The sequence below is a fragment of the Leptospiraceae bacterium genome, from assembly GCA_016708435.1.
Classification (GTDB): domain Bacteria; phylum Spirochaetota; class Leptospiria; order Leptospirales; family Leptospiraceae; genus UBA2033.
Genome location: JADJFV010000038.1, coordinates 114888 through 129390 on the forward strand (window position 1 = coordinate 114888; position 14503 = coordinate 129390).

Below are 14503 nucleotides of genomic sequence, written 5' to 3' on the forward strand. Positions count from 1 at the left end.
AAAGATTTTACAGCAGGGTTTTGATTTTTCTTGTCTTAACATTAAAAATTTCCGCTTTTCTATAATTCTCCAGACCAAAAAATTTTAAGGATTTAAATATGAATATTTACGTAGGCAACTTAACATACGAAGCAACAGAAAATGATGTAAGACAACTTTTTGAAACATTTGGAGAAGTTACATCAGTAAAAATTATCACAGACAAATACACTGGTCAATCTCGTGGGATTGGATTTATCGAAATGACAAATAAAAAAGAAGCGTTAGCCGCTATCAGTGATTTAAATGATAAAGAACTAAAAGGCCGTGCTTTAAAAGTAAACGAAGCTCAACCTAAAAAAACATATGATGACAACGGTGGCGGTGGAAACCGTGGTGGTGGATATGGCGGCGGTGGTGGAAGAGACCGTGATCGTGGTCGCAGAAACTACTAATCGGTAAATTAAGATTTGCCACAGAGGCACTGAGACACAGAGGTTTTTATTTAATCTTTTTGTTTTAAGCCTTGTAAGAGTCCCTGTTTCATTCGTGAGATAGGGACTTTTTTTATTTTGTTGTCATCACTGATATTTTCTGCTTATCGCTATTGTAAGTTAAGGATCTATACAGTCATTTCGAACATCGCGTGTCGGCTGGATTTGCAACTAAACAAATAGGTGGATGTGAGAAATCTATCTGACAAAAATGCGATAGTTTTAAGCAAGATAGACCTCTCACGATGATGCAGTTCGAGGTGACAGGGGTAAATCTACTTCTTAATCTCACCCTGGAAATACTTGATTGTTCTTTTTAAGCCTTCTACTAAAGGAACAGTAAATTTATAACCGAGCTTTTCTTTGGCAAGAGAGAGATCAGGACGACGGCGAGCAGGATCATCTTGAGGAAGAGGATTGTAAATAATTTTAGATTTTGATTTAGTGAGTTTGATTACAAGCTCTGCTAATTCTTTTACTGTAAATTCGTCCGAATTACCGAGATTAACCGGTCCGGAAAAACTATCCTGGTTCATCATAGCAACAATTCCATTGACTAAATCATCTACGAAACAAAAAGAACGAGTTTGACTTCCGTCTCCATAAATCGTAATGTCTTTGCCGGATAAAGCTTGTACGATGAAGTTACTTACTACACGACCATCATTTGCAAGCATACGAGGACCGTAGGTATTAAAGATGCGGATAACACGGATATCCACTTTATGTTGTCTATGATAATCAAAGCAAAGTGTTTCAGAAATTCTTTTTCCTTCATCATAGCAACTTCGAATTCCAATCGTGTTTACATTTCCCCAATAGGTTTCTTTTTGCGGGTGTTCGAGTGGGTTTCCGTATACTTCACTAGTGGAGGCTTGGAGGATACGCGCTCTTACCTTCTTGGCAAGACCGAGCATATTCATCATTCCTAAAACGTTAGTCTTAATCGTTGAGATTGCATTGTATTGGTAGTGAACGGGAGAAGCAGGGCAGGCAAAATTATAAATCTGATCTACCTCTGCTCTAAATTCATTTACAATATCATGTCTTATCATTTCAAAGTTTGGATTTTTCAATAGGTGTTGGATATTTTTTTTTCTTCCCGTGAAATAATTGTCAACGGATAATACCTCGTTGCCTTCTTTTAAAAGCTTCTCACATAGATGAGAACCAATAAATCCTGCTCCGCCTGTTATTAGAATACGTTTACTCATGCTCTTTCATTCCTTCTTTCTTTAATTGTGTTGCCCAGTCTTTGTCTAACGGTTTTCCGTTTAGATCAAGACCTCTAGATAAAAACCATTGTGCCACATCGGGCTCTACTTTGGCTTCTGCGAATTGTCTTTTTAATTTACTCATTCTTGCAAAGGGGTCTTTCTCTGTAAAAGTTTTTTTTACAAGAGTTCCTAAAATAAATAGACTAATCGATGACCAGATGACTGCGATTAGAATGCCAAATTCTTTTAGATTTAATCCAAATAGCTTTTCTTTTTTTCCAAGAATCCAACTCGCTAAAATTCCTGCATCTGTATGATGGATGTGATTGGTGAAGTCTACAAGATCATAAATACTGTAAAGAGATACACTTGTGCCTAAAAATATTAATGTGAGAGAAGAAATTTCTCTGCTGGTAAATGATAAGATAACAAAGATTATCCCAAATCGAATTCCGGTGTTATAGGTAAAATCATGATTAGCCGAATAGAAATGTGTGAATAGAATGAGAAAGATTCCAACAAATCCTAAGAATTGTTTTGCATGTTTTTTATCAAATCCTCTATTTAATAATACTCCACCGAGTAGCGATGAACCGATATAACCCGCTGAGACTACGAATAAAAAGGAAGCCTGCATTTTGCCGGAGATAACTGTCTCTCCTGTTTCATTTCCATGGATGAATATTCTTTCGACTACACCGCCGGTGAGAAGGGCAGCAGAGGCATGACAGATTTCATGGAATAATACAATAACTGCTTTTAGGTAAGTCATTGCCTGGAAATTCCAGAAGGCTATGAGTGTTAATATAATAGATAAAAAGAAAATTATTTTCTGCGATCTCATCCTATTCTCCCACTCCTACGTGAATTGGGTCATAGGTAAAATAATAGTATCCCCCATTTTTATCTGTCAGTTCAATATGATGGGATTTATCCTTTTTAAAAAAGAGAATGGATTTTACAGTGAAACTTCCATCGGCAGTATGTAATTCCGGATTGACAATCTTTTTTGTTTCATCCACAAACATCAAATTTAACTCATTTTTCTTGGCATTCTTATCGTGAATAAGTTTAATTGTCTCGGAAAGTTTTTTGTCTAGGTTATAGCAATCTACTAGTTCAATGTTCTTGTATTGGATAACATCACTTAGCTTCACACGACAGAGTCTATGTGATTTTAAATTGAGCTTTATCTTAAAAGGTTTTCCCGTAAGATAATAAAACGGAAGTGGATTTCTTTCTTCCACACCAACTAAACAAAATGGAATCAAGAATCCAATTAAAAGTAATTTGTAAAATAGTTTATTCATTGATTACCTTCAGTGCTTTTGGATAAAACGGATCCTCTTCTTTTTCAGAAAGGTTTTGGAGAGAGCGCTTTACTGATTTTAAATTCTTTTTGTTTTTACAGTATAGATTTAGAATTTCATCTGATTCTTTCTGAATTCTGATTTTAGTTTGTAAGATAGAGCAGGCTTCCTTTTCTGAGCCTACAATAAAAAGAGTTTTAGCGGCTTCTAGCATTTCGCCTGCGAGAAATCCTTCTTCTTTTTTTGCATAAGTCGCGCTCATATGAAAGTAGCGGATACTTTGTCTATACTTCTTCTTATTTCGAAGGTAAGTTCCGTAGAAATAAAGAATATCGGATTTTTGTTCTTCTGTTAGGGAACTGATAGACGCAGCATCTTTTATTGCTTTCTCTACACTTGTTGCTGTTGTAGAAACTTTTGATGCTTTCATTATATAAGCCAGTTTTAAAACGGGGTTAATATCGGGTATCTCCGAAATCAAATAGGCTAATGTGTCCAAGTCGCCGGTATGGAATTTAATCGTGAAGATGTATTGTAAAAGATACGAACTTGGATAATAGTTGTATATACTGAGTAATTCTTTTCGTGAATTTTCATCTCTTCTAAGAGCAATTCCAATCATTTCTAAAAATGCTGACTCGTCTATTTTTAACTTCAAAGAAATATTTCGAACTAACTGGTCTGTTTTCTTTTGTCTTGCCTTATCAGGTGGATATTTTGAATTAAAGATAAAAATCTCTTCAAAACGATTGAATTTGATGTATAGAAAGAAAAGCCGATTGATCGTATTTCGCTCTATTTTTTTTGAAATATCTTTTTGTTCTAAAACTTTCTCGTAAAGATTTATCGCAAGCACAGGAGAAATTTTTTCTACTCTATACGCTTCATTGTAAATGCTTGTAGATTCTTTGGCAGCTAATTGAGTTAAACTAAGAGTAGCTGCTCCCAATAATATGAAGATTGATCTTGTCAGTTTTAAGTAAGATAAACCTCTCACAAAACTCAATTGTATTGCGGAAAATGCAAATATCCAAATGTTCGAGGTGACTGTATTTCGCATTACTACCTTATCTTTGGAACATAGTCGTGTGAGAGTCTGCAAGTCCCACTCGGTCTTCCCTCTTTTGTGAATAACTCGGAAACTCTGTCCGGGCACGCATCTGCGGCTAATAGTCCTGATTCTCTACACACAACTAAACGAGTTGCTTTCTTTGTAAAATTAAATTTTTCTTCTGGAACTATCTTTAAGTCTTTGATTTTTTTTCCGATTCTTGCCCAGAGTGGTGCTGCAAGTTCTGCACCCATTCCACTCTTACCCATGCCGTATGACGCATCATCATATCCGATCCAAATCGCCATTGAGAGATTCGGCTTTGTTCCAACAAACCAGGCATCTATATTATCGTTAGTAGTTCCTGTCTTTCCTGCGATTTCACCCGAGTAGCCGTATTTTCGAATCCCACTTGCATTCGCACTTCCTTTCATTAAACTAACCATTACCTCGGCAGTATCGGAAGCGATTACTCTTCGCTCTTCTGGAATTTTTAATTGGAACTCATCTCGATCTAGATGTTTGTAAATTTCTTTTCCTTCCTGATTTAGAACTCGTGAAATTAGATAAGGTCGTTTGATGATTCCATCATTGGAAAAATTTCCAAATACAGTTGCCATTTCTAAGGGAGAAATTTCTAGAGAGCCAAGAGTTACCGAAAGATCATTTCGATAGCGTTTGTTTTTTTCTGCCGGGTCGGGAAAGAAAAACGCAGAATAGTATTTTTCTAAATTAGCGAGTCCCATTCTTTCGCCAATCTGCACAGCAATTGTGTTCTTTGATTTAGCTAAGGCGTCGCGTAAATTCATTTCACCTTCGTAGGCAGAACCGAAATTATCCGGTGTCCATGTTCCCTTTCCATCAGGTGATGAAAACATGATAGGAGCGTCTAATAACACAGTAGCCGCATTGAATATTCCTGAGTCGATAGCCGATGCGTATAATACCGGTTTGATGGAACTTCCTGTTTGTCTTCTCATCTGGACAGCGCGGTTGAATTGATTCTTGGAGTTAAACTGTTCTCCACCGCCATGCATAAATAAAACAGCGCCTGTTGAAGGATCGAGTGCAATCACAGCAGCTTGCAATTCATCGGATACTTCTGTGTTATCCGGTGCAGTCTTAATTTTTACACGCTTGATTTTACCTTTTTCTTTTAGGTTGTTTAAATGAGCAGCCACTTCATCGGAAAGAATTTCTTGGATTTCCTGAACCAGCGTGGTTTCTACAGTGTAGCCGCCGATGTCATATATATTGATATTGGGATCTAATGATTTTAGAAACTCCCGTATATGCTCTGTTACAAAAGGAGCTTTATCATATCTACTTCCAAATACAGTCTGTGTAGAAGGCGTTTCTAGAGTCTCATAGAATTTATTTATCTTATTCTGAAATCTTTCACTGATAATGTTTCTACCTTCAAGGGTATTTACAATTACCCGTACACGGTTTTCCGAAAGCTCTCTATTTTTAAAAGGAGAATACCTGTTAGGCGCAGAAGCAAGCGAAGACAGTAGAATCATCTCCATCGTTTTTAATTTATCAGGAGTTTTGTTAAAATAATACTTGGCTCCGTTTTCAATTCCAAATGCACCATGACCAAGATATACTTGATTCAAATACGCTTCTAGAATTTGATCTTTGGAAAGTTTGGATTCAAGGGCTATGGCTACGAGTGCTTCTCTGAATTTACGACTGATACTTTTTCGTCGGTCTTTAATCAGAATACGGGCGAGTTGCTGGGTAATTGTAGATGCACCCTGAATATAGCGCATATGGATTATATTTTTATAAGTAGCACGCATTAAGGCAAAATAATCTATACCGCCATGCTTATAAAAATTTTGATCTTCTACTGAGAGGATAATCTTAATTAGCTTAGGTGGATAATCAGTTAGCTTTAAGTTCCCGTCTTCTTTTGAAAGATTTCAGAGACAAGGACTCCATTGCGATCTAGAATTTTACTTGGCTTATGACGATTTAACTCAACTAAGAGTCCATCTACTTCTCCCTTTACTTCATCGTAGCTATTCTTGATTGGAATAATAATGGAAATGCAGAGGAGTATAAATACTGCACTCGCTAAGAAAAAACGATATTTCTTAGCAAACTGAAAAAATGAATTGGATGTAAATTTTTCAGGCAAATGAAGCTTTTGCGCTAATTTATCAAACCATGTTTCCTGTCTTTTGAGTTTAGGAATTGTAAATTTATTGATTTCGATGAGCGGCTTACTGACAGCATCCCCTACGGATATGATTTGGGTGTCTTGCAAAAATATACTTTCGTATTTTTTGTATTCTTCTTCGGTTAAGCCTTGTTCTGCTTCTTTCTTTGCCTGTAATTGAGTTTCTACTTTTTCTTCAGGTTGAATTAACAGTCCCTCAGAAGAGTCCTCTTCTTCTACTTTAACCATGGTCTCATGCTTACATTTGTAACATGTAATCTTATAAGTTCCAGGTCTATTCGGAAGAGTAGAAAGCTTTGATTTACTATGGCAACTCTCGCAAAAAAAACTCCCGTCAGGCAGTATTCGCTCGTTAAATAGAGTTTTCACGCATACATTATCGACGTGATAGGAAAATTCCGTTAGAATATACATGGGGTAGAAAAGATTTTACCACCGATAGGGATTTGCGTGTTACCTGTCACCTCGAACCTCGCTTGGCGGTCGTGGCGATAGCCGGTGGACTTCGAGCGTTCGAGGTGACAGTAAAAGGCTTGTCTCTAGATTGCGCTTAGTAAAAATCTAACCAAGAGGATATATGGAATTTGTTAATAAAGTAAGGGGATTATATATTTCTGGAAGAGCGATTCGCACACTCGTTGAATTACTAGGTGAGTCGAAGCCAATTGGAGTTAAGATTATGAAATTTCATAAGATTACAGATGACCAGGCTCCGGAAAAATTCTTTATCAATCCAGATGAATGGTATGACTTAGATAGATTTCTTTTGGGAATGAAAGACATTCAAGAAAAAGTAGGCGAAGAAAAAATACGTCAGGTAGCCAATGCGACTATTTATCATGCACCACTTCCGAGCTTTGTTCAGGATATTGTTTCCTCACTCAGACATATGGATAGAGCCTATCAGCTTAATCTTTCCCGTGATGGAATTAAGACTATGCACGATGATGCCGTTGCAAGCGGTAAACACCTAGATGTCGCTGGAAGGATTCTTACTGAACGAATTCCTGGAATTAATAAAATCATTTGCACTAGCACAACTTGTTTTCCTACCTTTTATGAACTCGGCTTGATAGAAGGTTTTGCTCGAAAATTCCAATCGAACGCAGTGGTTACTCTCGATAAGACGAAACCCATGAAAAAATACAACGCTGACTCAAATACTTTCGTTGTGATCTGGTAGGAATTATATTTTAAAGAAGAAATTTCCTTCAATCTTTCTAACCATTTAGTTTTTTAATAAAATCTATAATTTTCTTTATAGAAAGAAGTTGAGAATTTGAAATATCTTTTAGAGTATATCTGATCTTTGATTTTTCGTTTCCGATTTGGATCGTGAGATCGTTAAAACTGATTCCTACCTTTTTCTTAGTTTCTTCGTCAATGTCTCGCTCTATCCCGAGAGGATTCAATGCTAAAAACTTTTGTAAAATTGCTATAGCTTTTTCCTTCGCAATGACCTCGTCTATGGACTTTTGGTCAGAAGGAACTCCATCAATATATTTTCCTTTGTACTGATAATTCAAATGCAAACTATTACCTTCATTCGTCAAGATAACATTCAAATTTGATTGATAGAGAGGAGACACAGGACCGGAAGATTCTTTCAATTCGATTTTGATAGGAATTAAATTTCCGTTTCCTTCAAATAACTTTTCAATATTGTTTTCGGTAAATTCCGACATATTATTTCCTTTTTGTGATTGATGTGATTATTAAATATTTGCAAGCCTAGGCTTACAAATATTTAATAAATTATTTTTTTGCTCCAATATTACTTTGGAACTAAAGCTGTAAAATCAGGATCGGATTCTGCCAAAACCTTTTTAGGTATATAGCAATAACCTTTATCGCCCCATTCTACACCCCAAGAGTTCTTCACAATAAAGTAATTTCCCTTGTATCCTACGATCAACATGGAGTGACCTCCGTGCTGTCCCTTCGGAGCTTCTGACTGACGGAAAATTCCGTCTCTTCCGATTTCCATGAAAGCATCTCCCGTATTCATTCCAAATTCTACAGGATAACCTTTGCTAAGGACTTTTTTTACATCGTCGATACCTATTGCAACAGGAGAGAGCTTAACTTTAAATTGTTTAGCATTCTCATCCATTTCGTCATCACTTGCTTCTGGTTCTTCTGCATCGTTTGGCCATAAACTCGCACTACAAATACCTATTTTTGCAATGGTTTGTGCTGGCTCTGAACCGCCTACTGTTCCATCAGATATGAAAGCATGTGAATAATCTTGGAAGTCTCCCTGGAATTCTTGGAATTTCATCATTGTATAACTGCAAGCCAACTCTTCGTGTTTTTTTCCTGCAATGATTCTGAGCATTTCATAACCATGAGTGGTTGCAAATGCTTTACAACGGGAAGTTTGACCTTGGTCACCCATAGGACTGCAATATTTGCGTAGATCAACACAATCTTTAGAATTTAGATTGTCCAATTCTTTAGGTAATTTGTCCGGTTTGCGCTTCTTGCCTCTTTTTTGAGGAGGGTCTACTACATAAATATCTTTCGTATTGAAATCGTTACCGTATGCTTGAACCAAAGCAGCAAGAGCTTGCGGAGTTAAAAATCCTTGTGGACTAACTTTGCCTTCTTTTTTAAAAAATTTTACCGAAGAGAAAGAGGATTCTGGGCTTGCAGAGGCAAGTTTCTGTTGGTATTCATTCGTTTCACTTTCGTCAACAATATCATATCCATCTTTTTGCATCCAGTCATTGAAAGATTCACCGAAATATTCGTTTTCACCAAATAATTTTTCACCGAATTCTTCATAGTCTTCATTGGTCCAATCCCCGGAGTCTTCATCAAACCAATCATTGTCAATGCCTTCATAGTCATCCCGAGTTTCAAAAACTTCTTCATCATTTAACTCAGATAACTCTTCGCCTTCTTCATCAGAATCATCGTCTTCTTTATCGGACTCGTCATCTTCTTCATCGGAATCATCGTCTTCTTTATCGGACTCGTTATCTTCTTCATCAGAATCATCGCCTTCTTTATCGGACTCGTCATCTTCTTTATCAGATTCCTCATCTTCTCCATCAGAATTTTCATCTTCTGTATCAGAATCATTTTCCTCGGATTCATCGTTGTCCGATTCTCCCTCTTCTGCATCATCAGAGTCATCTCCGGCATCATCAGAATCTTCATCATCTGTTCCAAAAAGTTGAAGATCTATTAAATATAATTCCTTATCTTCCATTAAATCGATGTCTTCCATTATTTCTCCTAATAGCCGAATTTACGAACCATGTGTATATTTCGGATTTGAATTTTCTTTCTATGGATTTCCAATTCACTTCTTATTTCTAATTCCCCCAAAATTCTAATAGTAAGAGGTATATTTTCTATGAGCGGCTAATTGACTGTAAACTGCCCAAGTTATTCTTAAACCGCGTAAAATTTTAAACAAATTAGCGTGTGCAATGTGGAAACCAACTATAATCGCCATAAGAAAAAAAGTGCTAGCTTTGTCTAGTAATTACTTTCCTGTCTGGTTTATAAGAATCGTTTTCAATACTGGGTATTTACAAAATTTTAAACCTTTAATAAATAAGTTCCATGATTGTTCTAGAAGGGATAATTCTGAATATTCAACAAGAAACAGTAAAATCCTAGGTTAGGTCACTTCAACTACCAGTTCATGTTGCAGTTCTTCTATCAGTTCATCTATACTCTTAAAACTCCATGACTATAGATAAACTGCAACATGAACCGCAAGATGAACTGCAACGAGGGGATAAGCGTAGTAAACCAAATCGAGAATTCGCCTTGAAATTGAGCTATCCCTGTCGAGGTCGAGTGAAAACATGACTTATGACATTTAAAAGCTTAAATATAATCGATCCAATCTGTAAAGCCTTAGAGCAAGAAGGATATACCACACCTACACCAATTCAAATTCAGTCAATTCCTGCAGCGTTAGAAGGAAAAGACATTCTCGGTTCCGCACAAACAGGAACAGGCAAGACTGCCGCTTTCGCAATACCAGTATTACAAAAATTACAAGCTCGTCCCAAGACAAATATCTATGGTGGAATCCAAGCTCTCGTATTAGCGCCTACTCGTGAGTTGGCGGTGCAAATTGGAGAAAGCTTTAAAGTCTACGGCAAATTTGCCTCACAAAAATACGCAGTGATTTATGGGGGAGTTTCCCAGAGAAACCAAGAAGCTGTCCTTAGAGGAAAGATTGATATAGTAGTAGCAACTCCCGGAAGACTTTTAGATTTAGTGAATCAAAAAATTGTGAAGCTTCATGGAGTCAATATGCTCGTATTAGATGAAGCAGATAAAATGCTAAGTATGGGTTTTATTGATGATGTGCGCAAAATCATTGGTAAACTCCCACCAAAACGTCAGACGCTATTCTATTCAGCTACGATGCCAAAAGAAATTCAAAGATTAGCGGATGAAATTCTAAAAGATCCACTTCGCATTGAAGTAGCAAGAGTTTCTTCTACCAATGAAAACATTGAGCAAGAACTTTTCCAAGTAGATAGAGGCAATAAAAATCAGCTTCTAATGCACTTATTAAAAGATGAAGCATTTTCTCGTGTATTGGTTTTTTCTCGAACCAAACACACTGCAAATAAAGTAGTAAAAGAATTAAATAGAAATTCAATTCAATCGGATGCGATTCATGGAAATAAAACACAAAGTGCCAGACAGAAAGCTCTTGATAGTTTTAAGAGTGGGAAATTACGCGTATTAGTCGCTACTGACATTGCTTCTCGCGGAATTGATGTGGATGAAATTACACATGTGATTAACTACGAATTGCCGAACGAGCCTGAAGCCTATGTGCATAGAATTGGAAGAACAGGAAGAGCAGGGGCTATTGGAAAAGCAATTTCTTTTTGTGACAAAGAAGAAAGACATTATCTTAAATCCATTGAGCGTCTAGCAAAAAGAACGATTCAGGTTAATGCCGATCATCCGTTCCCGTTTGGAAGTCCTGTTCCTAAAGCAGAGCCCGGCTCAAATGATAGACCACCGAGAGATCCTAGAGATAGACGTGGTGGTGGTGCAGGCGGAGATAGGCGACCAAGAAAGTCAAATGCAAGCAATTCAAATGGTAATTCCAATGGAAATGGTGGTCATAAAAAAGAGGGCGATCAAAATAAATCACGCCCGTCTTCTAGTAAGCCAAAAGGAAAACAAAAAGATTTGGCTTTTTCTTTTAAGAAAAAAGGAAATCGAAGTAAATAAATTGGTTCAGAGGCAAATCATGATTAGTCGGCATTAGAATGCTGGACTAATCTCATGGCTGCTTCCTCCGCTTCCACCACTGCTACTTCCGCCACCGGAAGAGCTGCTTCACCTCAGAACTTCTACTTCCGCCCGAACTGCTACTGCTTCTAGAGGAACTTGTAGAAGATCCGCTTCCCCCGCCACATTTTCCGTTGCAATCGCTTTCGAGAATTTGGCAGAAAAGGAAACCCAAGATTTTGTTATTTTGAGGAACTGTATTGTCAGTAAAAAGTAGGTAGCAGGCATAGGCATTTGTTTTACAGTTATTTCTACATGAATTGACTGAGCCACAGGTATTAAAAACGGATAAGAAAAGAACGAATACTATTAATTTTGACCACATACCGGTATGTTTGGCACATCTTTCAAGAAAGGCAAGCAAAAGTCTAGAATTGAGTTTTTTTATAAATTTAGCACTCTCGACCTTTAAGTGCTTGACGATTTTGTAGCTCTATTTTATCATGGCTTCATAAATTAGCACTCTTAAATAGGTAGTGCTAAATACGAATACTAAGGAGTTAAAAAATATGGCTATCAAACCACTTGGCGATAGAGTTTTAATAGAGCCTAAATCAGAGGCTGAAGAAAAAATTGGAAGTTTATATGTTCCTGACACTGCAAAAGAAAAGCAACAAGAAGGAAAAGTAGTAGAAGTAGGATCCGGACGTTACGAAGACGGAAAGCTTGTTCCTATCGAAGTTAAAGTAGGGGACACTGTTCTTTACGGAAAATATTCCGGCACTGAAGTTAAACAGGGCGGAAAAGAATACTTAATCGTAAGAGAAAGCGATATTCTCGCAGTAGTAAAATAAGGAAGGAATAAAATATGTCAAAAGTAATTGAATACAACGAAGAAGCCCGTAGAAAACTATTAGCAGGTGTAAACAAACTTGCAAATGCAGTAAAAGTAACTCTTGGTCCTAAGGGACGTAACGTAGTTATCGACAAAAAATTTGGTGCTCCTACTATCACTAAAGACGGGGTAACTGTAGCGAAAGAAATCGATTTAGAAGATCCAATCGAAAACATGGGCGCACAAATGGTAAAAGAAGTATCTACCAAAACCAACGATATCGCTGGGGACGGAACTACTACTGCTACTATTTTAGCACAAGCTATAATCACTGAAGGCTTAAAGAACGTAACCGCTGGTGCTAACCCAATGGCACTCAAACACGGTATCGACAAAGCTGTAACCGCAGCAGTTGAATACATCAAATCTAAATCTGTAAAAATCGAAAACAAACAAGACATCGCAAACGTAGGAACTATTTCTGCAAACAACGACAAAGAAATCGGTAACCTAATCGCTGATGCAATGGACAAAGTAGGTAAAGACGGTGTAATCACTGTAGAAGAAGCTAAGTCTATCGAAACTACTCTTGATGTAGTAGAAGGTATGCAATTCGACAGAGGATATGTTTCTCCTTACATGGTAACTGATCCTGAAAGCATGACTGCTACTCTAAACGATCCGTTTATCTTAATCTATGACAAAAAGATTTCTTCTATGAAAGACCTTCTCCCAGTTCTTGAGAAAGTTGCTCAAAGCGGCAAATCACTCTTAATCATTGCAGAAGAAGTAGAAGGCGAAGCTCTTGCAACTATCGTTGTAAATACAATCCGTAAGACAATCTCTTGCGTTGCTGTTAAAGCTCCTGGATTCGGAGATAGAAGAAAATCTATGCTCGAAGACATCGCTGTGTTAACCGGTGGACAAGTTGTTTCTGAAGACCTCGGTATGAAACTAGAAAACGCTGACCTCAAAACTCTTGGTCGTGCGGCTAAAGTAACTATCGACAAAGAAAACACAACGATCATCGAAGGCAAAGGAACTCATAAAGACATCCAAGGAAGAATTTCTCAAATCAAAAAACAAGTAGAAGATACTACTTCTGAATATGATAGAGAAAAACTCCAAGAACGTCTTGCTAAACTTGCTGGTGGTGTTGCTGTAATACATGTAGGTGCTGCTACTGAAGTAGAAATGAAAGAGAAAAAAGCTCGCGTTGAAGATGCATTATCCGCAACTCGTTCTGCTGTTGATGAAGGTATCGTAGCTGGTGGTGGTTTAACACTATTACGCGCTCAAGCTGCTGTTAAAGCTCTTAAACTTGAAGGCGACGAAGCTACTGGCGCAAAAATTGTATTACGCGCTCTAGAAGAACCAATTAGAATGATCACAAACAACGCTGGTCTCGAAGGCTCTGTAATCGTTGAAGAAGCTCGTGGTAAAGAAGGTAACATCGGTTACAACGCACTCACTATGGTATGGGAAGACCTTATCAAAGCTGGTATCGTTGATCCTGCTAAAGTAGTTCGCTCTGCTCTACAAAACGCAGCTTCTATCGGTGCAATGATCCTCACTACTGAAGTTACTATCACAGACAAACCTGAGAAAGACGGTGGTGCTGGTGGTGGAATGCCTGGTGGTATGGGCGGAATGGGTGGTATGGGAGGCATGGGCGGAATGATGTAGTATAATCGGTCGGTTCGACTACGCTCACCGACCGGATACTCCGCATTAGTCTAATGCTATGAAGCCTCATCGGAAACGGTGGGGCTTTTTTTTGTGTTTGTTGGAGGGGGGGTGGTTTGGCTTTCTGATTTTATGTTGTCTTTTGGTTTTGTTTTAGATTTTTTTTGTATTGTTTTTTAAAACGGTTTCTGATGAAGTATGTCTATAATTATTGAGAGGAAAAAATGACAACTTATCAACTAATCATGACTATTCTTGCGCTTACATTTTCAATTGCTGGTTTAATTATAACCGGATTGAGGATAATAAAGAATGGTGTTGTAAAGGAATTAAAAGAAGAAAATGAAAGTCACTTTAAATCTTTAGAAAAATCAATTGATAATTTAGGAATGGAAGTAAAGAAGATTCGAGAGCTAAAGGAAATTCATCAATAATGTTCTTGGATAAAGTATTGTTTTTTCTCTTTGCTCTCTTTATTGGAGTTATCGTATCAGCAGTTTTTTTGCTGAAAGAAATGGAA

The 14503-nt window shown here is 37.4% G+C and carries 14 protein-coding genes; 6 read left to right on the forward strand and 8 right to left on the reverse strand.

Annotation, left to right across the window (positions count from 1 at the left end; all coding sequences use genetic code 11):
- Positions 1-98 precede the first annotated feature (98 nt).
- A complete protein-coding gene (locus tag IPH52_28410) occupies positions 99-434 on the forward strand; it encodes an RNA-binding protein (protein ID MBK7058906.1) in 336 nt (111 codons plus the stop codon).
- Between the two features lie 314 nt (positions 435-748).
- Here IPH52_28410 and IPH52_28415 read toward each other — a convergent pair whose 3' ends face one another.
- The 6 genes from IPH52_28415 to IPH52_28440 all read right to left on the reverse strand — a co-directional run bounded on the left by IPH52_28415 (position 749) and on the right by IPH52_28440 (position 6653).
- On the reverse strand, positions 749-1687 hold the full coding sequence (locus tag IPH52_28415; GenBank protein MBK7058907.1) for an SDR family oxidoreductase: 939 nt from the start codon (positions 1685-1687) through the stop codon (positions 749-751).
- Positions 1680-2534 (reverse strand): M50 family metallopeptidase, encoded by an 855-nt coding sequence (locus tag IPH52_28420; GenBank protein MBK7058908.1) that lies wholly within the window; start codon positions 2532-2534, stop codon positions 1680-1682. Before IPH52_28420 ends, IPH52_28415 begins: the two co-directional genes overlap by 8 nt.
- Before the next feature lies 1 nt (position 2535).
- Positions 2536-3000: a hypothetical protein gene (locus tag IPH52_28425; protein MBK7058909.1), complete on the reverse strand. Its 465-nt coding sequence runs from the start codon at positions 2998-3000 to the stop codon at positions 2536-2538.
- On the reverse strand, positions 2993-4060 hold the full coding sequence (locus tag IPH52_28430; GenBank protein ID MBK7058910.1) for a hypothetical protein: 1068 nt from the start codon (positions 4058-4060) through the stop codon (positions 2993-2995). Before IPH52_28430 ends, IPH52_28425 begins: the two co-directional genes overlap by 8 nt.
- Before the next feature lie 2 nt (positions 4061-4062).
- Complete coding sequence (locus IPH52_28435; protein MBK7058911.1) at positions 4063-5826, reverse strand: transglycosylase domain-containing protein; 1764 nt, start codon at positions 5824-5826, stop codon at positions 4063-4065.
- 125 nt (positions 5827-5951) lie between these two features.
- On the reverse strand, positions 5952-6653 hold the full coding sequence (locus IPH52_28440; GenBank protein ID MBK7058912.1) for a hypothetical protein: 702 nt from the start codon (positions 6651-6653) through the stop codon (positions 5952-5954).
- A 163-nt stretch (positions 6654-6816) separates the two neighbouring features.
- Here IPH52_28440 and IPH52_28445 point away from each other — a divergent pair, with 163 nt between their 5' ends.
- A complete protein-coding gene (locus IPH52_28445; GenBank protein ID MBK7058913.1) occupies positions 6817-7422 on the forward strand; it encodes a hypothetical protein in 606 nt (201 codons plus the stop codon).
- A 37-nt stretch (positions 7423-7459) separates the two neighbouring features.
- Here the strand turns inward: IPH52_28445 and IPH52_28450 are convergent, their stop codons facing one another.
- Entirely contained in the window at positions 7460-7924 is a 465-nt protein-coding gene (locus tag IPH52_28450; protein MBK7058914.1) for a hypothetical protein, read from the reverse strand.
- An 89-nt stretch (positions 7925-8013) separates the two neighbouring features.
- Complete coding sequence (locus tag IPH52_28455; protein ID MBK7058915.1) at positions 8014-9474, reverse strand: C1 family peptidase; 1461 nt, start codon at positions 9472-9474, stop codon at positions 8014-8016.
- Positions 9475-10070: 596 nt separating this feature from the next.
- Here IPH52_28455 and IPH52_28460 point away from each other — a divergent pair.
- From IPH52_28460 to IPH52_28475, 4 genes are all read left to right on the forward strand, one after another.
- A complete protein-coding gene (locus IPH52_28460) occupies positions 10071-11462 on the forward strand; it encodes a DEAD/DEAH box helicase (protein MBK7058916.1) in 1392 nt (463 codons plus the stop codon).
- A 569-nt stretch (positions 11463-12031) separates the two neighbouring features.
- A complete protein-coding gene (locus tag IPH52_28465) occupies positions 12032-12316 on the forward strand; it encodes a co-chaperone GroES (protein MBK7058917.1) in 285 nt (94 codons plus the stop codon).
- A 14-nt stretch (positions 12317-12330) separates the two neighbouring features.
- Entirely contained in the window at positions 12331-13983 is a 1653-nt protein-coding gene (gene groL / locus IPH52_28470) for a chaperonin GroEL (protein MBK7058918.1), read from the forward strand.
- 224 nt (positions 13984-14207) lie between these two features.
- Positions 14208-14417, forward strand: coding sequence for a hypothetical protein (locus IPH52_28475; GenBank protein MBK7058919.1), 210 nt, complete (start codon positions 14208-14210; stop codon positions 14415-14417).
- Positions 14418-14503: the final 86 nt, after the last annotated feature.